The sequence below is a fragment of the Streptomyces sp. NPDC058335 genome (genome assembly GCF_042723915.1).
Lineage (GTDB): Bacteria > Actinomycetota > Actinomycetes > Streptomycetales > Streptomycetaceae > Streptomyces.
In genome coordinates, this window is the sequence record NZ_JBHXHX010000023.1 from 65,558 (window position 1) to 86,122 (window position 20,565).

A 20,565-nucleotide genomic window follows, 5' to 3' on the forward strand; every position below is an offset into this window, starting at 1 on the left:
CTTATGAACACCACGGTCAGCTGCGAGCTGCACCTGCGCCTCGTTGTGTCGAGCGAGTCCTCCCTGCCTGTCCCCGCAGGCCTGCGGTACGACACGGCCGACCCCTACGCCGTGCACGCCACCTTCCACACCGGAGCCGAGGAAACCGTCGAGTGGGTGTTCGCCCGCGACCTCCTCGCAGAGGGCCTGCACCGGCCCACGGGCACCGGCGACGTCCGAGTCTGGCCGTCGCGCAGCCACGGCCAGGGCGTCGTCTGCATCGCCCTCAGCTCCCCGGAGGGGGAGGCCCTGCTCGAGGCCCCGGCGCGGGCCCTGGAATCCTTCCTGAAGCGAACGGACGCGGCCGTGCCCCCGGGCACGGAGCACCGCCACTTCGATCTCGATCAAGAGCTCTCGCACATCCTGGCGGAAAGCTAGGGAGGGGGCTCCCACTGAGCCGCCCGGCGCCGTCCACTCGGGGAGACGGCTCGGGCCCGGACAACAACCGCATAGGGAATGCGCCGGCGCCGCGCCACGGTCTCCGTGGTGCGGCGCCGGCGTGCGTCCCGGACCGGTCGCCGCCCTCCCCCGGCCCCGGCTGCGTGGGGCGGCGTGATTCCGTGCCTCATCGGCCGTGGCACGGCGGCCCGGTACGGCTACCATCGGCCAGCATCGGCGGGCGCCCGCCCGACCCTCCAGGCCAGGGAGCGAAACGTGCTGATCACCCACGACACCCGGTGTGCGCTCGATGCCGTGGTGGATCTGGTGAACACCGCACCGGAGGACGACACCACCCCGGACGCGCTGCCAGATGTCGCCACCCTCGAGGTCTTCGTACGAAAACACGAAATCAGTGACGTCGGTGTGCTCTCCGAGTTCGACCTGTCCGCGGTGCGCAAGGTCCGGGGGCGGTTCGCCCGGATCTTCGCGGCGCCGGACCCCCGCGCCGCCGCCTCCCTCATCAACGAGCTGGTCGCCGCCGCGGGCACCACGCCCCGGCTCACCGACCACGACGGCTATGACTGGCATGTCCACTACTTCGCCCCCGGCGCCTCGATCGCGGACCATCTCGCGGCCGACTGCGGGATGGCTCTGGCCTTCTTCGTGGTGGCCGGGGAGCAGGAGCGGCTGCGGCGCTGCGAGGCTCCGGACTGCCGACGCGCCTTCGTCGACCTCTCCCGCAACCGTTCGCGCCGGTACTGCGACAGCCGCACCTGCGGCAACCGCCTGCACGTGGCCGCCTACCGGGCCCGCCGCAAGGAGGCGGCGGGCTGAGGGCCCGTTCTTCGATGCCGACGCGGCCCCGGCGGGTGGCGCCGGGGACCGCGGGTACGGCTCAGAGCAGCAGCAGGTCGTGCAGCGAGGCCATGAGCAGCAGACACCCGATCACCGCTAGGAAGATCATCAGCGGTGGCTGGGAAAGGGCGAAGAGGCATCCGCGCGGCTCGTTCTGAGGGGGCGCGGCGTCGCTCTGTGTCGTGTCCAGCATCTCGCGGGCGATGATGACGCAGGCGGCACACCCCACGCGATCAGCACGCCCGGATTGAGCGGTAGTTCGCCGAATTCCGTGATGCCGGTTTCCAACCTTGATCACTTCCGCGCGCGGGCGGCCCGACTGTGTCGTTTCCCTCCTGAGGACGTCACGCCGCGCGGACGCCTCTCAGCTGCGGTGACGGCCCGGTGCCGGGGCCGCCACCGGCCGTCGGCGCCGCGTCATATGCCGTGCTTCTTGAGGATGGCCTCGATGTCGCTGAAGTCGTCGGAGGCGGTCGCCCGCGGCGCCGCGGCGGGACGGGAGGCGGGCCGGGCGCCCTGGCCCAGGGAGGGCGCCGACGCGGTCGGTGCCACGGCGTCGGCCTGTGCGGAGCGCGCCGCCGCTCTGCGCTCCTTGCGGGTGCCGCCGCCCCTGCGGCGCTCCACCGCGCGGGTGGTCGCGAAGATCGCCCACGCGCCGCCGAGCAAGGCGAAGCCGACCCAGGCAGTGGGGCTGAAGGCGGTGTCGGCGACCCACTCGACGACCCCGGTCATCACCAGGCCGAGGGGCACCAGCGCGTAGGCCGCGATCCGGGCGGCCGCCAGGAAACGCTTGCGGTACGCCGTGACGGCCGCGATGCCCAGGCCGGCCGCGGCGACGGCGGAACACACGGTCTCGGCAATCATCCGGTCCTCCAGACACGGCACACTCGGGCAGGGCAGTACGGCTCGGCGCCGCGGCAGGGCGGCACTTCGTCTTCTCCATCCTGCACCTGCGAGAGGCCGGCGGGCCATGTTTCAGCCGGACATCAGGGACATCTCCGGGTCAGCTCCTCCGCAGGTGCCGGTCGTCCGGGGGTGCGGGACGTCCGGATTGGGGGGCCGGGGCGGGGGCTGGAAGACTGGGGGCATGAGCGACTCCTCCCCCGCGGCCGTCCCGGCGCCCGACCCCGCCCGTCCCGCCGTCGTCCTCGATGTCTGGTGCGAGCTCCAGTGCCCCGACTGCCGTACCGCCCTGGCCGATCTGCGCGCCCTGCGCGAGCGGTACGGCGACCGGCTGGAGCCGCGGCTGCGGCACTTCCCGCTGGAGAAGCACCGGCACTCCTTCGCCGCGGCCCAGGCCGTCGAGGAGGCCGTGGAGCAGGGGCAGGGCTGGCCGTACGTCGAGGCGGTGCTGGGGCGGGTCGAGGAGCTGGACCGTGCGGGCGAACCCTTCCTGGTCGAGGTGGCACGGGAACTGGGGCTGGACGCCGAGGAGTTCGACACGGCGCTCATCGACGGGCGGCACATCCTGATCGTCGACGCCGACCAGGCCGAGGGCAAGGCGATCGGCGTCACCGGCACCCCGACGTACGTCATCGGCGGCGAGCGCCTCGACGGCGGCAAGAGCCAGGAAGGGCTTCGCGCGCGCGTCGAGGAGATCGCGGACCGGTTGCTGGCCGAGCAGGGCTGAGGCGGCTCAGAGCAGCTGCTTGTAGAGGGAGTACCCCTCGGGCACATAGCCGAGTGAGTCGTAGAGGCGCTCGGCGGGTGTGTTGCCGGCGAAGACGTTGAGGCCGATGACGGGTTTGCCGGCGGCGATCGACTGGGCCTCGGCCAGCAGCATCAGGGTGCGGCCGTGGCCGCGGCCGCGGAATGGCTCGTCGGTCTCGACGTCGAAGACGAACGCCATGTCGCCCGCGAAGGACATCCACAGCGTGCCGACCCGGCCGCCCTCGTGTTCCAGGACGCTGAACAGCATGTCCTTCGTGTGCACGCCCTGCGGCAGTCGACTGTCCCGCCGCACCTTGGCCCACGCCTCCTCCTCGGGCACCCCGCGGTCGATCCAGTCCTGCGCGTACTCCACGATGCCCCGCTGGATCCACGGCCCGAACTCGCCCTCGGTCATGGGTCTGGCCCGGCTGCCGGCGGGCAGTTCGGGCGGGACGGCTCCGAGGGGCTTCCGCATTCCGCGGTTGCGGTGGACGTACCCGAGCGCGTGGGCCAGGCGCAGAGCTGCCTCGGCGTCGGCGGGGACCCGGATCTCGATCCTGCGGCAGCCCCAGCCGCGCGCCACCTCCTCGGCGGCGAGCGCGGCCACCGCGCCCCGGCCACGCCCGCGGTCCGCCTCCTCCACGTACAGATGGTCGACGCGGGCGACCGTCGGACCGAAGTCGGGGTGGGTCGAGAGGTGGACCGCGCCCACGGGGCGGCTGTTCACGCACACCTGGAAGCGGCGGGACAGCACCCCGTCGGCGGTGCGCTGGAGCGGCTCGGTCGGCCGCAGGGTCGTGGTCATCACCGGTGTTCTACCCGCTGCCACACCTCAGGTCAGCCGAATAAAAGCGGTCCGCGCGAGCAGAGGTCTCGCGGACTCTACGGATCGAGGTCGTCGCCCGCCCGTTCGGCGAAGATCCGCATCGCCTTGGCGGTCACCGGTCCGGCCGTGCCCGGCAGTTCGCGGTCGTCGACGCGGTGCACGGCCTGGACGTCCCGCAGGGTGGACGTGAGGAAGACCTCGTCGGCGCGCTCCAGCACCTCCAGCGGCAGGTCGGTCTCCTTGGCGCCGGTCCAGTCGACGGTCAACTCGCGGGTGATGCCCGCGAGACAGCCGGAGGCGAGCGGCGGGGTGTGGATCTCGCCGTCCAGGACGACGAAGACGTTCGACCCGGTGCCCTCGCAGAGCTGCCCGACCGTGTTGGCGAACAGGGCCTCGGAGGCGCCGTGTCGGTGGGCGCGGGCCAGGGCGACGACGTTCTCGGCGTACGACGTCGTCTTCAGGCCGGTGAGTGCGCCGCGCTCGTTGCGGGTCCAGGGGACCGTGATCGCGGCCGTGGAGTCGGGGCGTCGGCCGGTCTCGCCGAGGGCGACGACGAGGGTCGGCCCGTGCTCGCCGCGGTCGGAGCCGAGGGGTCCGTGGCCGCCGGTGTAGGTGATGCGCAGCCGGCCGAGCGGCATCGGGTTGGCGTCCAGGACGGCCGCGCAGGCGCGGCGGACCTCGGCGTGGTCGGGGTCGGGCAGGCCGAGGCCGCGCGCTGAGCGGGTCAGCCGGTCGAGGTGGCGGGTGAGCGCGAACGTCCTGCCGTCCACCGCCTTCACGGTCTCGAAGATGCCGTCGCCCACGGTCAGGCCGTGGTCGAAGACGGAGACACGGGCGGACTCGATGTCCTGCAGCCCGCCGTCCAGCCAGATCTTCACGTCAGTCCCTCTCCACTCACCTCGTACGCTCCCGACGCTACCGCGAGCAGTCGGGACGCCTTCAGCTCGGTCTCCCGCCACTCCGCCTCGGGGCCGGAGCCCCAGGTGATGCCGGCGCCGGTGCCGAAGCGCAGGACACCTGCCGCGCGGTCGATCCAGAAGGTGCGTATGCCGACGGCCAGCTCGCCGGTGCCCCGGTCGGCGTCGACCCAGCCGATGCCGCCGCAGTACGGACCGCGCGGCGCCGTCTCCAGCTCGTCGATGATCCGCAGGGCGCTGGACTTGGGGGCGCCGGTGACCGAGCCCGGCGGGAAGGCCGCGTCGAGCAGCTCGGGCCAGCCGGCGTCCTCGCGCAGCTCGCCGCGGACCGTGGACACGAGGTGGACGAGGCCCGGGTGCTTCTCCACGGCGCACAGGTCGGGCACGGTCACGCTGCCGGTGGCGCAGACCCGCCCGATGTCGTTGCGGACCAGGTCCACGATCATCACGTTCTCGGCGTAGTCCTTCTCCAGAAGGTCCGCCTCGGTCCGTCCGGTCCCCTTGATCGGCCCGGACTCCACGGTCCGCCCGTCCCGCCTCAGGAACAGCTCCGGAGACGCGGTGGCGATCTCGACCCCGTGCGCGGGCAGCCGAATCGTTCCGGCGTACGGCGCCGGGTTGCCGCGGGCGAGCAGGGCCGTCAGGGCGTCCGCGTCGGCGCCGGCGGGCAGCGGCGCGGACAGGACGCGGCACAGGTTCGCCTGGTAGACCTCGCCGGCCGCGATGTACTCACGAATCCGGCGCACCCCGGCCGTGTACGCGGCGCGATCGAGGGATGACGTCCAGTCACCGGCCGCAGGTCCCCGCCACTCCCCCGGCACCGGTGCCGGCACCGGCTCCACTCGTACGTCGGCGAAGCGGGCGCAGACCAGACGGCCCTCGAAATCGGCGGAAACAGCCCAGAAACCCGTGGAATCAAGGGCTGAGGCGTCTCCGGTGACGTCGAGGAGGCCGGTGGCGACGCGGTCGCCGAAGCGGGCGAGGGGAGGGAGGTCGAGCACGGTGTCGAGTCTAGGGCGGGTGTCCCCGGGGTGGCCCGGGGATGTCCTGGCAGGGGCCTGAGCAGGTACTCGGCGGAACACAGCGCAGCACGCTGCACAAACGCGTTTTTGTGCTGGCCCCGGAATCCGCTAGAGTTCAACTCGTCGCCGGGCCGCGAGAGCGGGCCGAAACGACAGGCGGACGTAGCTCAGTTGGTAGAGCGCAACCTTGCCAAGGTTGAGGTCGCGAGTTCGAGCCTCGTCGTCCGCTCGAAGGAAGACGGGGACTTCACGGTCCCCTACACTCCTGGTGGAGTGGCCGAGAGGCGAGGCAACGGCCTGCAAAGCCGTCTACACGGGTTCAAATCCCGTCTCCACCTCCAAGGACGATTAGCTCAGCGGGAGAGCGCTTCCCTGACACGGAAGAGGTCACTGGTTCAATCCCAGTATCGTCCACTGGATCTTCGGGTCCCCCGCGCGATTAGCTCAGCGGGAGAGCGCTTCCCTGACACGGAAGAGGTCACTGGTTCAATCCCAGTATCGCGCACGCAGCATCCACGGCCCCCGAGTCGTGATCACCCCGAGGACGATTAGCTCAGCGGGAGAGCGCTTCCCTGACACGGAAGAGGTCACTGGTTCAATCCCAGTATCGTCCACACACCGGAGCCCCCGGCCGCCAGCGCGGTCGGGGGCTTCTTCGTGCGCGCCGGTCAGCTGGAGAAGAGCATGTGTCCGAAGCTCTTGTGGCGCTTGTTGCCGTAATGGCCGCCGTGACCGACGTGGCCGCCCTGCGGGGCGCCCCAGGCGGGAGCGGGCGGAACAGGAGCGGCCGGGTACGCCTGCGGGGCCGACGGAGGCGGCGGGGCCGGCTGGGTCCACTGGGACTCCACGCGGGTCAGCGCCTCCAGCTCGCCGTAGTCGAGAAAGATCCCCCTGCAATTGCTGCACTGCTCGATCTGGACGCCGTTGCGGTTGTACGTGTGCATCGGGGCGTGGCACTTCGGACACTGCATGGTTCGGCTCAACTCCTCGCCGGTCGGTCCTGCTTCGCGTATCACCAGGACAGACTCTGTCCCACTGCGGTCGGTTGCACCCTACTTCGCCGGGCTCGGCGCCAACTGGGCAGGTACGGAACCCATTCGGGCACAGGCGTCGGCGAGGGCCTGCTCGACCTCGTCCAGATCCCTGCCCTGGGCGAGCGCCTTCGTCAGGGCGCGGGCCGCGGTCTGGACGGTGAGGGCGCGGGCCGGGACGTCGAGGGCGGGCCAGGGGTCGCCGTCGGCGGGGACGGCGGGGCCGGCCGCATCGCGGTAGGCGTTCAGGAACCGGGTCCACTCCTCGGGCGGAAGCAGACCGCAGGCGTACCAGGCCGCGGGGCGGGCCAGGTCCCAGGCGGGGACACCGACGCCCAGGTCGTCCACGTCGATGAGGCGCCACGGGCCGTCGGGGGTGGGGTGCCGGACCAACTGGCCGAGGTGGAGGTCGCCGTGACAGAGGGTCGTGGTGTCCGGCATGGGGGCCTCGGCGCGGGCCCAGGCGGGCAGGTGGCTCCAGGCGCGCAGGACGGGGCCGACGGCGGGGTGGGAGCCTGCCTCGCGGAGGCGGGCCACGGCGCCGGCCGCCTTGGCTGGGCCTCGCATCGGCGGGAGCTGGGTCGGCGCCGGGGTGCGGTGCAGGCGGGCGAGGAGGTTGCCCGCGGCTTCCCAGGGGGCGGCGTCCGGGTCCTCCGGGTCCACGGGGGTGCCGTACGGCCAGAACGTGACGAGGCGGGCGTCCAGGACGGTGGGGGTCGGGGTGAGCGGGGGGAGGAGCACGTCGGGGAGGCGGGCGGCCGTGGCGAGGCGGGGGGCGAGGGCGGCGGGGTCCGTGTCCGGGGCATGGGCCTTGGCGACGGTGTCGGCGTGACGGACGACGGTGGCGTCGGGGCGGTCCGCGAGGGTGGCTGCGCCGCAGGGGCAGGTGGGGGTGCGGGTGTGTGCGTGTGCTTGAGCGCGGAAGGAGAGTGCGGTGAGGAGGCGGTGGGTGGGCACAGGGCCTTCCTGGGGGTGCGGGGTCTGCTCCCGCAGGGTACGGCGGTGGGGGCGGGGGGTGCCTGCCGAGCGACCGGCGCTGCTGGGGGGCGATGGGAGTTCGTCCCCGCCGCCCTTCCCGTCCGGCCCCTGGGGGCTGCCGCCCCCAGGGGCCCGCTTTCGGCCTGAACGGCCTCGGCCTCAGACGCCGGACGGGCTGAGGCATCGAACCGGCGCTGGAAAATGGCAAAGCAATGCCGGCGCAGCTCCCCAGCTGCGCCGGCATTTTTTGCCGTCCGCCGCACCCCCGTCCCCACGGGGTTTCATGGATGGATGTCCCCGCCCGGACCGCTCTTCCGGGCCTGGGGTCGCCGCTCAGCGCCCCAGCATCACACCCACGGACGACGCCTGTGTGGCCACTGTCTCCCAGCCGTCGAAGACGACGAGGAGCAGGACCGCCAGGGGGAGGGCCATGACCGTCGCCACCAAGGGGTGGCGACGGCCCGTACGGCGGGGTCGCTGTGTCCGCGGTGCCGTGTGGGCCATGGTCCCTCTCCTGACCTGTCTCGGTTGTCCTTGGCAAGCGGCGGGTGTCTGACCTCGGGGGACGAGTGCTGCACCCGCCGCTTGACCTCAAATCTAGGCGTGCGGCGGGTGCCGGGCGTCATGCCCTCGTACCGATTGCCGGGCCTCCCGGAGGATGAGCGATGACCTGCGGAGTACTCCCCTGGGTGGAGACGGAGCCCTGGGTCTCGGGGTCTTCCCGGAGGGGTCGCCCGGTCCGGGCCCGCTCCTCCGAGCCGTCCTCGCGTGGCACGGGCTGCCTCAAAGGCACGGACGGACTCCCAAGGGGTGACTTCGCTCACTTCCACCACCCCCCGGCGTACGGCCGTCTCCACCCGGCGGCCTGCTCTGCCGACCGCCACCTCGGAGGGTCGCGTCGTGTCGCCGGCGTCGACGACTGTCTCCACTCGGTCACCCGGCACGGGTTCAATCCCCCTTCTGTGACAGGTGGTTGCGATCAGGGGGTTGGCGAAGTGCGCCTGCTCGCAGGCTCTCTGACCACTTCTCAAGTCTCCCACCCGGCACTGACAATCGGTGGGGCCGAGAGGGCGCGGCCTCTGCGCGCGCGGGGCCGTGGAAACGTAAGCTGTGCCACGTCACACGGACCGGGCAGCGGGGATGAACATGGCGATGATGCGCCTGAGGCGCGAGGACCCGCGCGTCGTCGGCTCGTTCAAGCTTCACCGACGGCTCGGCGCGGGCGGGATGGGCGTCGTCTATCTGGGCTCCGACAAGAAGGGGCAGCGGGTCGCGCTGAAGGTGATCCGGCCCGATCTGGCCGAGGACCAGGAGTTCCGGTCGCGCTTCGCGCGTGAGGTGTCGGCGGCGCGGCGGATCCGGGGCGGGTGCACCGCCCGGCTGGTCGCCGCGGATCTGGACGCCGACCGGCCGTGGTTCGCCACCCAGTACGTGCCCGGACCCTCCCTGCACGACAAGGTCGCCGACGACGGCCCCCTCGGGGCTTCCGAACTGGCGACGATCGGGGCGGCACTGTCGGAGGGGCTCGTCGCCGTCCATGAGGCCGGGGTCGTGCACCGGGACCTGAAGCCGTCCAACATCCTGCTCTCGCCCAAGGGCCCGCGGATCATCGACTTCGGCATCGCCTGGGCGACGGGGGCCTCGACGCTGACGCATGTCGGTACGGCGGTCGGCTCCCCCGGGTTCCTCGCGCCGGAGCAGGTGCGCGGGGCGCTGGTCACCCCGGCCACCGACGTGTTCTCGCTCGGCGCCACCCTGGCGTACGCCTCCACGGCCGACTCCCCGTTCGGACACGGCAGTTCCGAGGTGATGCTGTACCGCGTGGTGCACGAGGAGCCGCATCTGGACGGGGTGCCGGACGCCCTGGCCCCGCTGATCCGGGCCTGTCTGGCGAAGGATCCGCAGGAGCGGCCCAGCACGCTCGATCTCTCCCTGCGGCTCAAGGAGATCGCGGCCCGTGAGGCCCACGGTCCGGGCGAGGTGCGGCCGCCCGCTCCGCGTGCCGGTGAGGCCGACCGGCCCACCGGGCGGCTGGCCGACACCGGCTATCCGGAGCGCACGCTGCGGCAGCCGGGTCCGCCGCCGTCGCGCGGCGGCAGGGTGCCGTCCTCGCGCGGAGCCGCGCCCTCTCGGGGCGGCGGGCCCTCGCGTGGCGGCGGCACCTCGCGCGCCGGCGGCAACCCGTCGTCGCGCTCGGGGGCCCGGCCCACACCGGCCGGGCGGAACACGTCCTCCTCCCGCAACACCCGGTCCGGCAGCGGCGGCAGGCCCGCGCCGCGCAACGGGGCCGGCAGACCGGCGTCACGGAACACGGGTACCGGGCGGCGGCCCGCCAATCCACGGCTGCTGCGGCAGCGGCTGTTCGTCTTCGTCGTCGTGACGCTGCTCGTGGCCCTGGGCATCGCGGTCGTCCAGGGCTGCCAGGGACCGGCCCAGGGACTCGGCGGCGAGAACGGCGTCGTACGGCATCAGCAGGTTCAGCCGGACGTACGGCATCAGCAGTCCGGCGGATAGCCGGCGCCGGGCGCTAGGCCGGCGGGCGGCCCGTCGCGACCGCGTAGAAGGCGACGGCTGCCGCGGCGCCCACGTTCAGGGAGTCGACGCCGTGGGACATGGGGATGCGGACCCATTCGTCGGCGGCGACCAGGGCCTGGGTGGACAGGCCGCCGCTCTCCGCGCCGAGCATGAGGGCGACCCGGTCCATGGTGTGCGGGGCCGCCCGGTCCAGGCTGCTGGCCTTCTCGTCGGGGGTGAGGGCGAGCAGCGTGAAGCCGGCCTCGCGGACCAGGTCGAGGCCCTTCGGCCAGGTGTGCAGGCGGGCGTACGGCACGGAGAAGACCGCGCCCATCGAGACCTTCACGCTGCGCCGGTAGAGGGGGTCGGTGCAGTCCGGGGAGAGCAGGACGGCGTCCATGCCGAGGGCTGCCGCCGAGCGGAAGATCGCGCCGACGTTCGTGTGGTCGTTGACCGCTTCCATGATCACGACGCGGCGGGTGGAGTGCAGGAGTTCCGTGGCGGTCGGGAGGGGCTTGCGCTGCATGGAGGCGAGGGCGCCGCGGTGGACGTGGTAGCCGGTGACCCGCTCGGCGAGCTCCGGGCTGACGGCGTAGACCGGGGCCGGGAGCTCGTCGATGACGTCGCGCATGACGTCGACCCACTTGGACGACAGCAGCATCGAGCGCATCTCGTAACCGGTTTCCCTGGCCCGTCTGATGACCTTCTCGCCCTCGGCGATGAACAGGCCCTCGGCGGGTTCGCGCTTGCGGCGCAGCTCCACGTCGGTCAGGCCGGTGTAGTCGCGCAGACGCGGGTCGTCGGGATCCTCAACGGTGATGAGATCGGCCACAGAGGTGATACTGCCTTGTCCTGAGTACGGTGCCAACGGCTTGGCACGGGTCTGTTACCGGCGGTTACGCCGACGTCCGCGGGCCGACGGTGACGACTTCGCCGATGACGATGACCGCCGGAGGCCTGACCTCCTGCGTACGCACCGTCTCGGCGACCGTCTCCAGGGTGGCGTCGACGCGGCGCTGGGCCGCCGTCGTGCCCTCCTGGACGAGGGCGACCGGGGTGTCGGCCGGCTTGCCGTGCGCGATCAGCGTCTCGGCGATCTTCCCGATCTTGTCGACGCCCATCAGGACCACCAGCGTGCCGGTCAGTCGGGCGAGGGACGGCCAGTCGACCAGGGAACGCTCGTCGTCGGGGGCGACATGGCCGCTGACCACGGTGAACTCGTGGGCGACCCCGCGGTGGGTGACCGGGATGCCGGCCGCGCCCGGGACCGAGATGGAGCTGGAGATGCCGGGGACGACGGTGCAGGCGATACCGGCCTCGGCGAGGGCCTGGAGTTCCTCCATGCCACGGCCGAAGACGTACGGGTCGCCGCCCTTGAGCCGGACGACCGACTTGCCCTGCCTGGCGTGCTCGATCAGCGCGTTGTTGATGGCCTCCTGGGCCATGTACCGCCCGTACGGGATCTTCGCCGCGTCGATCACCTCGACGTGCGGCGGGAGTTCGGCGAGGAGGTCGCGCGGTCCGAGACGGTCCGCGATGACGACGTCCGCCTCGGCGAGCAGGCGGCGGCCGCGCACCGTGATCAGGTCCGGGTCGCCGGGGCCGCCGCCGACAAGGGCGACGCCCGCGGTACGGGTGCGGTGATGGGGGGCGACCAGAGTGCCGTCGCGCAGGCCCTCGACCACCGCGTCACGGATGGCGGCGGTGTGGCGGGGGTCGCGGCCCTTGGCGTCCGTGGTGAGCACCGCGACGGTGACGCCCTCGCTGTGGCCCGTCGCGGGCGTCCAGGCGGTGGCCGCGTCGGCGTTGTCGGAGCGTACGCACCACACCCGGTGGCGCTCCGCCTCGGCGGATGCGGCGGCGTTGGCATCGGGGTCGCCGGTGGCGATCAGGGCGTACCAGGCGTCGGCGAGGTCGCCGAGGGTGTAGACCCGCCGCTCCCAGGTGATCTCGCCCGCGTCCGCCATCGCCTCCACCGAGGGGGTCGCCTCGGGCGACACGAGGAGGACGTCCGCGCCCGCGGCGATCAGCGCCGGCAGGCGTCGTTGGGCGACCTGGCCGCCACCGATGACGACCACACGGCGGCCGGTGAGGCGGAGGCCTACGGGGTAGGCGGGGTGTTCGGCCATGAGGGGCGGCTCCTCGAACGGGCGGGGTGGGCGCTGCGGCTCTGGAGCAGCCCTGACGTGCGGATTTTAGAGGTGCGTTCAGCGTACGGCGGGGTCGGGGGGCACGCAGGAGCGCATGCCCGCCGACCCCGGAGGGGTCCTACTTCTCGGTCACGCCGGCCGAGTCGAACGTCGCCACCTCGTGCATCGCCCGTGCCGTGCTCTGGACCAGCGGGAGGGCCAGCAGGGCGCCGGTGCCCTCGCCCAGGCGCAGGTCGAGGTCGACCAGGGGGCGCAGGCCCAGCTTGTTGAGGGCGGCGACATGGCCCGGTTCGGCGCTGCGGTGGCCCGCGATGCAGGCCGCGAGGACCTCGGGCGCGATCGCGCGGGCGACCAGGGCCGCGGCTCCGGCGCTCACGCCGTCCAGGATCACGGGCGTGCGCAGGGACGCGCCGCCCAGCAGGAGGCCGACCATCGCCGCGTGCTCGAAGCCGCCGACGGCCGCGAGGACGCCGATGGGGTCGGCCGGGTCCGGCTGGTGGACCTCCAGGGCGCGGCGGACGACCTCGGTCTTGCGGGCGAGGGTCTCGTCGTTGATGCCGGTGCCGCGGCCGGTGACCTCGGCCGGGTCGGCGCCCGTGAAGACCGAGATGAGGGCCGCGGACGCCGTGGTGTTCGCGATGCCCATCTCACCGGTGAGAAGCGCCTTGTTGCCGGCCGCCACCAGGTCGCGGGCCGTCTCGATGCCGACCTCGATGGCCTGCTTGGCCTCCTCGCGGGACATCGCGGGGCCGGTCGTCATGTCGGACGTGCCCGCGCGGATCTTGCGGGGCAGCAGGCCGGGGGTCGCCGGAAGGTCGGCCACCACGCCGACGTCCACGACGCAGACCTCGGCGCCCACCTGGTTCGCGAAGGCGTTGCAGACCGCGCCGCCCCCCAGGAAGTTGGCCACCATCTGCGCGGTGACCTCCTGCGGCCAAGGGGTGACGCCCTGGGCGTGCACCCCGTGGTCACCGGCGAAGATGGCGACGGCCGCGGGCTCCGGGATCGGCGGCGGGCACTGGCGGGACAGGCCGGAAAGCTGCGCGGAGATGATCTCCAGCATGCCGAGCGCGCCGGCCGGCTTGGTCATGCGCTTCTGCCGCTCCCAGGCCTCGCCCAACGCCTTGGCGTCCAGCGGGCGGATCCCGGCGACGGTCTCGGCGAGCAGGTCGTGAGGGTCCTCGCCGGGCAGCGCGCGACGGCCGTACGTCTCCTCGTGGACGACCCACGACAGAGGGCGGCGCTTTGCCCAGCCGGCCTGCATCAGCTCGGGCTCGTCCGGGAACTCGTCGACGTAGCCGACGCAGAGGTAGGCGACGACGTCGAGGTGCTCGGGCAGGTCGAGGGCGCGGACCATCTCGCGCTCGTCGAAGAAGCTGACCCAGCCGACGCCGAGGCCCTCGGCGCGGGCGGCGAGCCACAGGTTCTCGACGGCGAGCGCGGAGGAGTACGGCGCCATCTGCGGCTGGGTGTGCCGGCCGAGGGTGTGGCGGCCGCCGCGGGTCGGGTCGGCGGTGACGACGATGTTCACCGGGGTGTCGAGGATGGCCTCGATCTTCAGTTCCTTGAACTGCTTCGCCCGGCCCTTCGGCAGGGACTTCGCGTACGCGTCCCGCTGCCGCATCGCCAGTTCGTGCATCGCGCGCCGGGTGTCGGCGGAGCGGATCACGACGAAGTCCCAGGGCTGCGAGTGGCCGACGGAGGGCGCGGTGTGGGCGGCCTCCAGGACGCGCAGGAGCACCTCGTGCGGGATGGGGTCGCTGCGGAAGCCGTTGCGGATGTCCCGGCGCTCGCGCATGACCTTCAGGACGGCCTCGCGCTCGGCGTCGGCGTACGCGGGGGCGGCCGGGCCGGTGGACTCCCGTACTTCTGCCACGGCGGCCGTGCTTTCTTCCTGATCGGCGGCCCTGGTGTCCAGGTCCTCCGGGTTCTGTGCGACGTTCGGATCGGGCTGCTCGGGCTGCGGCTCCGGTGCGGCGGGGTCCGCATCGCGGGGGGCGGGGATGTCCGCCACCGGGGCGGCGGGTGGCGGCGCGACCGGGGAGGTCTCGGGCGCGGTCGCCTCGGGCGCGGTCGCTTCGGGGGTCAGTGGCTCGTCGGTGGGGAGGACGAGGGGGTGCGGCGGGGTGGGGGCGAGGTGCGGGGTGGTCGGCACCATGCCCTCGACCGGCACGAACTGGCCCAGGGGCTGGTGGGGTTGGGGCTCCAGGGGCACCGCGGGGGCGACGGGCTCGGCGGGCTGGGGGGCCGTCGCGGCGGGGGCCGCGGTGGAGGCGGCCGCCGTCGGTTCCGGCTGGGCCGCTTCCCCGGCCGACGCTGCCGGCATGGGGGCGGGGGCGGCCAGGGTCTGGGACGCCGGGTCCGCGATGTGGGCGGGGCCCTGCGGGGGCTCCTGGTGCTGCGGGACCGGGACGGGGTGCATGTCCGGCGCGGGCTGGGTGGGGGGCACTTCGGGCGCGGACACGGGCTCGGGCTCGGGCTCGGGCTCGGTGAGCTGGGCGCTCGGTGCGGGCAGTTCCACCGGGGCCGGCTCGGCCGCGGGCCGTTCCGCCGTCGGCTGCTCCGGGGATGCCGGTTCGGGCTGCGGCAGGTGGTCCGGCTGGTCGTCCGGCTGGAGAGCGGCGGGGGCCTCGGGTTCCGGGGCCGGAATCTCGGCAGCCGGGTCCGCCTGTGCGGGCGCGATGATCTCCGGGGCGGGGGCGGGAACCGCCGGTGCCGGTGCCTGGGCCGCGACCTCCGGCTCGGGGGCGGTGGCCTCCGGTTGGGGCAGTGCGGTGGCCACGTCCGGTGCGGGCGCGGTTGCCTCCGGAGCGGCGGGCGCCTCGGAGACGGGGGCCACCACGTACTCGGGCATCCGGCCCGGATCTGGCGCGGCCTGCGGGACGACCGGCGGGAGGTCGGCTTCCGGCGCCTGCACGGCGACGGCCTCGGGCGCGGGCGCGCCGACAGCCTCCGGCGCCTGCACCGGGTCCGGCGTGGTGACGGCCTCGGCAGCGACGGGTTCGACGGCTGCCGGGGTCTCGGGGTGGTGCGCCACCTCGGCGGCGGGCGCCTCGGGGATCGCGTCGGGCACCGGAGCCTCGGGCACCTGGTCCGCCTCGGGGATGGGCACCTCCGCGGGCACCTCGGTCGCCTCGGCGGCGGGCGCCGGTACCTCCTCGGCGGGAATCACGTCCGTGTCGGGGGCGTGCGGGGCGGCCTCCTGCACAGGCTCGGGGACCTGCGGCACCGGCTCGGGGGCCGGTCCGGGCACCACGCCGGCGGGCTCGGCCGGAACCGTCGCGCCGGCGCCCTCACCGGCGTACGCGGGCTCGGACGCCTCCGCTGCCAGGGGCGTCTGCGCGAGGTCCTCCGGCTGGGGCGCACCCGGGTCCGCGTCCGTGTCCGGGCGGGCCATGACCGCCTGGGCCGCGCCCATCTGCTCGGTCTGCTGCTGCGCGGCCGGAACAACCGTTTCCGCAGGGACCGCCCCGGGAGCGATCGGCGCCTCGACGGCCGCCTGGGCGCCCCAGGGCGCCGCGCCCTGCGGAGGCATCTCGCGCAGGTGCTGGGCGTCCAGGTACTCGGGTCCGGCCGTGGGCGTGCCCGGGTGCCGTACCGGCGCGCCCGCGGGTCCGCGGTCGGCGAGGGAGCGGACCGGGCTCGCGGAGGTGTCGGGGATGGGCGGGCCGAGGTGGAGAGGGCGCCGCGGTGCCGCGGGCGGCGACGGGTTCGGGAGGCGGACGGCGCTGAGGTCGACGGAGCCGCTGTCACGGCCCGCCGTCTCGTGCGGGCCGGGTTCGTGCACCGCCTCGACCACCGGCTCCGGGGCGGGCGGCGCGACTTCGTTGCCCCAGGCGCTCTGGGCGCCGGGCAGCAGCAACAGATCTTCGTCCTCGGCGGTGGTCTCGGAGAGGTAGGTGTACGCGCCGGGCGCGGGGACGCCCTGCTGATCCACCATGCCTGCGTTCTCCGGCAGTCCCTCGCCCGGGACCTGGCCGGTGTCGGTCATGCGTACCCCTCGCCCATCGGTTAGTGCTCCTACGACCAGCTCACCCGGAACGGCGCACCGACCGCCCCGTAGTGAAGAACGAGCGTCCGCGCCCAGCGGCACGAACGACCCGCACGAAAAAGACGACAAAGCCACTCAGTGGCATTGTCGCGGTCGTTGCCGCGTCGCGACAGCTTGATCCGCGACGCTCCGCTGTGGACTGCGCCACGTTGCGCGCCCTCAGGTTCTGCCGTACCACACCCACCCCAAAACGGATGTGTTTTCCGGACATTGGCCGACGAAAGGCCGGGCGACCGGATGCGGTACGACGATCGGCCAGCCTACCGCGCGCAGTAGGACAACAGGATCACGGGGAGGGCAAACCGGGTCAGGCCGAACGGTCCGGCAGGACCCCGCTGAGCAGGAACGCGACGCTCCGTTCCGTCTCCGTCCAGGCCCGCGTGTCGAGTTCGACGGACTGGACGAGGGCGCACTCGACGCGGTACCCGTGCTCGGTCAGGTCGCGGCCGACGAGTTCGGCGGCGTCGCGGGTCATGGCGTGGGTGACGATGCGCTGCGGGCGGCGGTCGGCCACCGCGGAGACCACGGCCGCTCCCCCGCCGCCGACGCGGACGACGTCCGGTTCGGACAGGTCCTCCAGGACGTGCGGGGCGGTGCCGCGGACGATCTGGAGCTGCACCCCGAAGCGGCGCGCGGCGGCGTCGGTGCGGGCGCACGCCTCCATGGCGCGGTCGACGGCGATGACGGCCGCACCGGCCCGCGCGGCCTCGGCCGCGAAGGCGCCGCTGCCGCAGCCGATGTCCCAGACGAGGTCGCCGACCCGCGGTCCCAGACGGGCGAGTTGGGCGGCCCGCAGCAGCTCGGCCTCCCCCTCGCCCAGTCCGCCGCCGTACTCACCGGCGGGCAGGGTCCAGCCGCGTGGGCCGGTGCCCGGGTCGCGGCCGGCGATCCAGCCGCCGTCGCTCGACGGCGGCGCGCCCGCGGTGCCGCCGATGACGATGACCACGTTGGGGTCGCGCCAGGTGTGGTCGGCGGCCTTCTCGGAGGTGACGACGCTGATCTGTTCGCGGTCGGTGCCGAGTTCCTCGCAGACGACGAAGGTGCGGTGGACGCCCTCCATGAGCAGGCCCAGTTCGGCGGGGCCGGCGCCGGGCGAGGTGAGGACGGCGACCTTGGTGTGGGCCCGGCACACATTCACGGCGCGGCGCAGGGTGCGCCGGTGTGCGACGACCACCTGGGCGTCGTCCCAGGGCATGCCGGCGCGGGCGAACGCGGTGGCGACGGAGGAGACGGCCGGGACGACCTCGACCTCCAGGCCGAACTCGGGTGCGCGCAGCGTGCGTACGACGCCGAAGAAGCCGGGGTCGCCGTCGGCGAGGACGACCGCCGTGCCGCGGTGGCCGGCGATGCGGCGGGCGGCGAGGGCGACGCTGCCGAGGCGGATGCGTTCGGCGGCGGGAGGCACCTCGGGCAGCGCCAGGTGGTGGGCGGCACCGGCCACGAGGGTGGCGGCGCCCAGGGCCGAGCGGGCGGCGGCGGTCAGCGGCGAGCCGTCCCAGCCGATCACCGTGACGCGGTCGGCCATCGTCGTCAGTCTCCCGTGGGTCTACGCGGCTGGCGGGCTTGGTGAGACTACCTGGTCGCGCGGGGCCGGGCCGGGGCGGTGCGGGACCGCGGGGTCAGTTCCAGTCGGCGTACGACGGGTAGCCGCCGCTCTCCGTGAGGTGCTCCCCCGCGCCCTCGATGTCCTCCGGGAGCAGGCTCCACACGATGAAGTCGGTGCGCGCCTCGCTCCAGGTGCCGTCGTCGGCGCGGACGCGCGCTATACAGGCGCCGCGCAGGACCCCCTCGCTGATGCAGCCGATCTTCTGCGCGACCTGCTGCGAGGCGGTGTTGTCGGCGGCCGTGCGCAGCTCGATGCGCTCGAGCTTCTGGTCGGTGAGCAGCCACTGGGCGGTGGCGAGCGCGGCCTCGGAGGCGTAGCCCTCGCCGCGCGCCCAGGGGGCGATGATGTACGACAGTTCGGTGGACCGTACGTGCCAGTTGGTCCTGCCGAGCTGGATGACGCCGACGAGCCGCTGGGTGAGGAACTCGGTGACGGCGAGGTCGAGTCCGCGTCCGGAGGTGCGCTGGGCGGGGGCGTACTGCGTGATCCAGGTGCGGGCGTTCCGCGCGGTGAAGGGCTGGGGGACGGAGGTCCAGGCCGTGACCTGTTCGTCGTTCATCATCTCGGCCAGGGCGGGTACGTCGTCCTCGTCGAGGGGACGCAGCACCAACCGCTCCGTGCTGATGGAGATGCTGGGGAAGGTGCTCGTCATGCGCCGCTCCGTAACCTTCGAAACCGTCAGGGTCCGACCTGGTTGACCGTCAGGCCCGCTGAACTGCTCAGCATGCAGCATGAAAGCACCGTGTCGCACCACGGGGTCCGCACCGGCCGAAGGTGCGGACCCCGGGTGTGTACGGGGGTCAGCCGGAGGTGACCGGCAGGACCGAGCCCTGGTACTTGTCCTCGATGAACTTCTTCACCTCGGCGGAGGTGAGGAGCCGCACGAGCTTGCGTACCCGCGGGTCGTCCTCGTCGCCGCGCCTGACGGCGAGGAGGTTGGCGTAGGGGTCGTAGGGGTTGTCCTTCGCCGACTCCAGGAGGACGGCGTCCTTCGTGGGGCTGAGACCCGCGTCCTGGGCGTAGTTGTTGTTGATGACCGCGGCGTCCACGTCGTCGAGCGAGCGGGGCAGCTGGGCGGGCTCCAGCTCCTTGAACTCGAGGTTCTTCGGGTTCTCGCCGATGTCGGCGGGGGACGCGTCCGCTCCGGCGTCCGCCTTGAGCGTGATGACGCCCTGGGACGCGAGCAGCTTGAGGGCGCGGCCCTCGTTGGTGGTGTCGGCGGGTACGGCGACGGTGGCTCCGTCGGCGAGGTCGCGGACGTCCTCGACCTTCTTGGAGTAGACGCCCATGGGCGGCAGGTAGGCCTTGGCGACCGACACCAGGTCGGTGCCCCGGGCCTTGTTGAAGTCGTCCAGGTAGGGCTGGTTCTGGTACAGGTTCGCGTCGAGCGAGCCCTCCTGGAGAGCGGTGTTCGGCAGGACGTAGTCCGTGAACTCCTTGATCTCCAGGTCGAGGCCGGCCTGCGCGGCCAGCTCGTCCTTGATGTACGTCAGGACTTCGCCGGCCGGGACGGCGGTGGCGCCGACGACGAGCGTGTCGTCGGAGCCGCCGCCGTCACCGGCACCGGAAGCCGAGCCGGAGCCCGAACCCGAACCGCAGGCGGCGAGCCCGAGGCTCAGGGCGAGGGCCGACGCCGCGATGAGGGTCTTGCGCATGCTGCTCTCCCCCGTGGGGTCGGCGTCTCAGAAGGACGCGATGACGGAGCCGGCGTACTTGTCCTCGATGAACTTCTTGACCTCGGGGGAGGTGAGGAGCTTCGCGAGCTTCTTCACACGCGGGTCGTCCTCGTTGCCCTCCTTGACGGCGAGGAAGTTGCCGTACGGGTTGTCCGTGGCGGACTCCAGGACGAGGGCGTCCTTCGAGGGCTTGAGGTCGGCCTCGATGGCGTAGTTGCCGTTGACGACGGCGGCGTCCACGTCGTCCAGGGAGCGCGGGGTCTGGGCCGCCTCCAGCTCCTTGAACTTGAGGTTCTTCGGGTTCTCGCTGATGTCGGCGGGGGTCGCCGAGTTGTCCGCGCCGTCCTTCAGCGTGATGAGGCCGTTCGCGGCGAGCAGCTTCAGGGCGCGTGCCTCGTTGACGGTGTCGTTCGGGACGGCGACGGTCGCGCCGCTCTTGAGGTCGTCGACGCTCTTGAACTTGTGGGAGTAGAGGCCGAGCGGCTCCAGGTGGACCGTGACGACGGGCACGACGTGGGTGCCGTTCTTCTTGTTGAAGTCGTCGAGGTAGGGCTGGTTCTGGAAGTAGTTGGCGCCCACCGAGCCGTCCTCCGTCGCCGTGTTCGGCGTGACGTAGTCGGTGAACTCCTTGACCTCCAGGTCGAGGCCCGCGTCCTTGGCCAGGTTGTCCTTGACGAAGGTGAGGATCTCGGCGTGCGGGACGGGGCTCGCGGCGACGACCAGCGGGCCGCTGGTGGCGGAGGAGGAGCCGGAGTCCTTGTCCGAGCCGCACGCGCCGAGCCCGAGGGTGAGGGCTCCGGCGGCGAGGACAGCGGTGGTGATTTTGGCAGTGTTACGCACGAAAAGTGCCTTTCCTGAGGTGATACGTC

At 73.0% G+C, this 20,565-nt stretch carries 19 protein-coding genes, 5 tRNA genes and 1 pseudogene; 9 read left to right on the forward strand and 16 right to left on the reverse strand.

Translation table 11 applies throughout. The features are described from left to right. Positions 1 to 3 precede the first annotated feature (3 nt). Both ACFWJX_RS34175 and ACFWJX_RS34180 read left to right on the forward strand, forming a co-directional pair. Positions 4 to 417: an SsgA family sporulation/cell division regulator gene (locus ACFWJX_RS34175; protein WP_004002642.1), complete on the forward strand. Its 414-nt coding sequence runs from the start codon at positions 4 to 6 to the stop codon at positions 415 to 417. A gap of 276 nt (positions 418 to 693) precedes the next feature. Beyond that, positions 694 to 1,254 (forward strand): CGNR zinc finger domain-containing protein, encoded by a 561-nt coding sequence (locus tag ACFWJX_RS34180; protein ID WP_383250213.1) that lies wholly within the window; start codon positions 694 to 696, stop codon positions 1,252 to 1,254. 61 nt (positions 1,255 to 1,315) lie between these two features. On the opposite strand, the gene ACFWJX_RS34185 is transcribed toward ACFWJX_RS34180, so the two are convergent. Further along, positions 1,316 to 1,468, reverse strand: coding sequence for a hypothetical protein (locus ACFWJX_RS34185; RefSeq protein ID WP_383250214.1), 153 nt, complete (start codon positions 1,466 to 1,468; stop codon positions 1,316 to 1,318). 224 nt (positions 1,469 to 1,692) lie between these two features. Continuing rightward, the gene (locus tag ACFWJX_RS34190; protein ID WP_383250215.1) at positions 1,693 to 2,139 is read right to left on the reverse strand and encodes a hypothetical protein; all 447 of its coding nucleotides are present in this window, start codon (positions 2,137 to 2,139) and stop codon (positions 1,693 to 1,695) included. Positions 2,140 to 2,362: 223 nt separating this feature from the next. Between ACFWJX_RS34190 and ACFWJX_RS34195 the strand changes: the two genes are divergently transcribed. Beyond that, positions 2,363 to 2,905 carry a DsbA family protein gene (locus ACFWJX_RS34195; RefSeq protein ID WP_383250216.1) on the forward strand — a complete coding sequence of 181 codons (543 nt, stop codon included), beginning with the start codon at positions 2,363 to 2,365 and terminating at the stop codon, positions 2,903 to 2,905. Between the two features lie 6 nt (positions 2,906 to 2,911). On the opposite strand, the gene ACFWJX_RS34200 is transcribed toward ACFWJX_RS34195, so the two are convergent. The 3 genes from ACFWJX_RS34200 to ACFWJX_RS34210 all read right to left on the reverse strand — a co-directional run bounded on the left by ACFWJX_RS34200 (position 2,912) and on the right by ACFWJX_RS34210 (position 5,669). Then, positions 2,912 to 3,730: a GNAT family N-acetyltransferase gene (locus tag ACFWJX_RS34200; protein WP_383250217.1), complete on the reverse strand. Its 819-nt coding sequence runs from the start codon at positions 3,728 to 3,730 to the stop codon at positions 2,912 to 2,914. A gap of 77 nt (positions 3,731 to 3,807) precedes the next feature. Continuing rightward, positions 3,808 to 4,629: an aminotransferase class IV gene (locus ACFWJX_RS34205; RefSeq protein WP_383250218.1), complete on the reverse strand. Its 822-nt coding sequence runs from the start codon at positions 4,627 to 4,629 to the stop codon at positions 3,808 to 3,810. After that, entirely contained in the window at positions 4,626 to 5,669 is a 1,044-nt protein-coding gene (locus ACFWJX_RS34210; protein ID WP_383250219.1) for a chorismate-binding protein, read from the reverse strand. The genes ACFWJX_RS34205 and ACFWJX_RS34210 overlap by 4 nt, the downstream gene beginning before the upstream one ends. A 177-nt stretch (positions 5,670 to 5,846) precedes the next feature. Here ACFWJX_RS34210 and ACFWJX_RS34215 point away from each other — a divergent pair. From ACFWJX_RS34215 to ACFWJX_RS34235, 5 genes are all read left to right on the forward strand, one after another. Continuing rightward, a tRNA-Gly gene (locus tag ACFWJX_RS34215) sits at positions 5,847 to 5,919 on the forward strand. Positions 5,920 to 5,957: 38 nt separating this feature from the next. Then, positions 5,958 to 6,031 (forward strand) — tRNA-Cys (locus ACFWJX_RS34220). 1 nt (position 6,032) lies between these two features. Next, positions 6,033 to 6,104 (forward strand) — tRNA-Val (locus ACFWJX_RS34225). 19 nt (positions 6,105 to 6,123) lie between these two features. Then, positions 6,124 to 6,195 (forward strand) — tRNA-Val (locus ACFWJX_RS34230). A gap of 37 nt (positions 6,196 to 6,232) precedes the next feature. Further along, positions 6,233 to 6,304: transfer RNA gene (locus ACFWJX_RS34235), tRNA-Val, on the forward strand. A 54-nt stretch (positions 6,305 to 6,358) separates the two neighbouring features. Here ACFWJX_RS34235 and ACFWJX_RS34240 read toward each other — a convergent pair. From ACFWJX_RS34240 to ACFWJX_RS34255, 4 genes and pseudogenes are all read right to left on the reverse strand, one after another. Further along, positions 6,359 to 6,661, reverse strand: coding sequence for a zf-TFIIB domain-containing protein (locus tag ACFWJX_RS34240; protein WP_383250220.1), 303 nt, complete (start codon positions 6,659 to 6,661; stop codon positions 6,359 to 6,361). 81 nt (positions 6,662 to 6,742) lie between these two features. Continuing rightward, entirely contained in the window at positions 6,743 to 7,678 is a 936-nt protein-coding gene (locus tag ACFWJX_RS34245; protein ID WP_383250221.1) for a phosphotransferase family protein, read from the reverse strand. 354 nt (positions 7,679 to 8,032) lie between these two features. Next, positions 8,033 to 8,203, reverse strand: coding sequence for a hypothetical protein (locus ACFWJX_RS34250; RefSeq protein WP_383250222.1), 171 nt, complete (start codon positions 8,201 to 8,203; stop codon positions 8,033 to 8,035). A gap of 202 nt (positions 8,204 to 8,405) precedes the next feature. Beyond that, positions 8,406 to 8,643 (reverse strand): annotated as a pseudogene (locus ACFWJX_RS34255) (hypothetical protein); the annotation flags it as partial. Between the two features lie 196 nt (positions 8,644 to 8,839). On the opposite strand from ACFWJX_RS34255, the gene ACFWJX_RS34260 reads away from it, so the two are divergent. Further along, positions 8,840 to 10,213 (forward strand): protein kinase, encoded by a 1,374-nt coding sequence (locus ACFWJX_RS34260; RefSeq protein ID WP_383250265.1) that lies wholly within the window; start codon positions 8,840 to 8,842, stop codon positions 10,211 to 10,213. Positions 10,214 to 10,226: 13 nt separating this feature from the next. On the opposite strand, the gene ACFWJX_RS34265 is transcribed toward ACFWJX_RS34260, so the two are convergent. The 7 genes from ACFWJX_RS34265 to ACFWJX_RS34295 form a co-directional block, all read right to left on the reverse strand. Continuing rightward, positions 10,227 to 11,045, reverse strand: a complete 819-nt coding sequence (locus tag ACFWJX_RS34265; protein WP_383250223.1) for a TrmH family RNA methyltransferase — start codon at positions 11,043 to 11,045, stop codon at positions 10,227 to 10,229. Between the two features lie 64 nt (positions 11,046 to 11,109). Then, positions 11,110 to 12,342, reverse strand: coding sequence for a uroporphyrinogen-III C-methyltransferase (gene cobA / locus ACFWJX_RS34270; RefSeq protein ID WP_383250224.1), 1,233 nt, complete (start codon positions 12,340 to 12,342; stop codon positions 11,110 to 11,112). Between the two features lie 139 nt (positions 12,343 to 12,481). Next, positions 12,482 to 16,354: a nicotinate-nucleotide--dimethylbenzimidazole phosphoribosyltransferase gene (gene cobT / locus ACFWJX_RS34275; protein ID WP_383250225.1), complete on the reverse strand. Its 3,873-nt coding sequence runs from the start codon at positions 16,352 to 16,354 to the stop codon at positions 12,482 to 12,484. A gap of 367 nt (positions 16,355 to 16,721) precedes the next feature. Beyond that, complete coding sequence (gene cbiE, locus ACFWJX_RS34280; RefSeq protein ID WP_383250226.1) at positions 16,722 to 17,939, reverse strand: precorrin-6y C5,15-methyltransferase (decarboxylating) subunit CbiE; 1,218 nt, start codon at positions 17,937 to 17,939, stop codon at positions 16,722 to 16,724. A 94-nt stretch (positions 17,940 to 18,033) separates the two neighbouring features. Next, the gene (locus tag ACFWJX_RS34285; RefSeq protein WP_383250227.1) at positions 18,034 to 18,672 is read right to left on the reverse strand and encodes a GNAT family N-acetyltransferase; all 639 of its coding nucleotides are present in this window, start codon (positions 18,670 to 18,672) and stop codon (positions 18,034 to 18,036) included. Between the two features lie 148 nt (positions 18,673 to 18,820). Continuing rightward, entirely contained in the window at positions 18,821 to 19,675 is an 855-nt protein-coding gene (locus ACFWJX_RS34290) for a MetQ/NlpA family ABC transporter substrate-binding protein (RefSeq protein WP_383250228.1), read from the reverse strand. Positions 19,676 to 19,702: 27 nt separating this feature from the next. Beyond that, complete coding sequence (locus ACFWJX_RS34295; RefSeq protein ID WP_383250229.1) at positions 19,703 to 20,536, reverse strand: MetQ/NlpA family ABC transporter substrate-binding protein; 834 nt, start codon at positions 20,534 to 20,536, stop codon at positions 19,703 to 19,705. Positions 20,537 to 20,565: the final 29 nt, after the last annotated feature.

What these genes read in the sequence shown, in the direction of transcription:
- ACFWJX_RS34260 (WP_383250265.1), top strand. Translation starts at nt 8,840, where the DNA reads ATGAACATGGCGATGATGCGCCTGAGGCGCGAGGACCCGCGCGTCGTC.
- ACFWJX_RS34250 (WP_383250222.1), bottom strand. Translation starts at nt 8,203, where the DNA reads ATGGCCCACACGGCACCGCGGACACAGCGACCCCGCCGTACGGGCCGT.
- ACFWJX_RS34195 (WP_383250216.1), top strand. Translation starts at nt 2,363, where the DNA reads ATGAGCGACTCCTCCCCCGCGGCCGTCCCGGCGCCCGACCCCGCCCGT.
- cobT (WP_383250225.1), bottom strand. Translation starts at nt 16,354, where the DNA reads ATGACCGACACCGGCCAGGTCCCGGGCGAGGGACTGCCGGAGAACGCA.
- ACFWJX_RS34185 (WP_383250214.1), bottom strand. Translation starts at nt 1,468, where the DNA reads ATGCTGGACACGACACAGAGCGACGCCGCGCCCCCTCAGAACGAGCCG.
- ACFWJX_RS34175 (WP_004002642.1), top strand. Translation starts at nt 4, where the DNA reads ATGAACACCACGGTCAGCTGCGAGCTGCACCTGCGCCTCGTTGTGTCG.
- ACFWJX_RS34290 (WP_383250228.1), bottom strand. Translation starts at nt 19,675, where the DNA reads ATGCGCAAGACCCTCATCGCGGCGTCGGCCCTCGCCCTGAGCCTCGGG.
- ACFWJX_RS34285 (WP_383250227.1), bottom strand. Translation starts at nt 18,672, where the DNA reads ATGACGAGCACCTTCCCCAGCATCTCCATCAGCACGGAGCGGTTGGTG.
- ACFWJX_RS34200 (WP_383250217.1), bottom strand. Translation starts at nt 3,730, where the DNA reads ATGACCACGACCCTGCGGCCGACCGAGCCGCTCCAGCGCACCGCCGAC.
- ACFWJX_RS34190 (WP_383250215.1), bottom strand. Translation starts at nt 2,139, where the DNA reads ATGATTGCCGAGACCGTGTGTTCCGCCGTCGCCGCGGCCGGCCTGGGC.
- ACFWJX_RS34240 (WP_383250220.1), bottom strand. Translation starts at nt 6,661, where the DNA reads ATGCAGTGTCCGAAGTGCCACGCCCCGATGCACACGTACAACCGCAAC.
- cobA (WP_383250224.1), bottom strand. Translation starts at nt 12,342, where the DNA reads ATGGCCGAACACCCCGCCTACCCCGTAGGCCTCCGCCTCACCGGCCGC.
- cbiE (WP_383250226.1), bottom strand. Translation starts at nt 17,939, where the DNA reads ATGGCCGACCGCGTCACGGTGATCGGCTGGGACGGCTCGCCGCTGACC.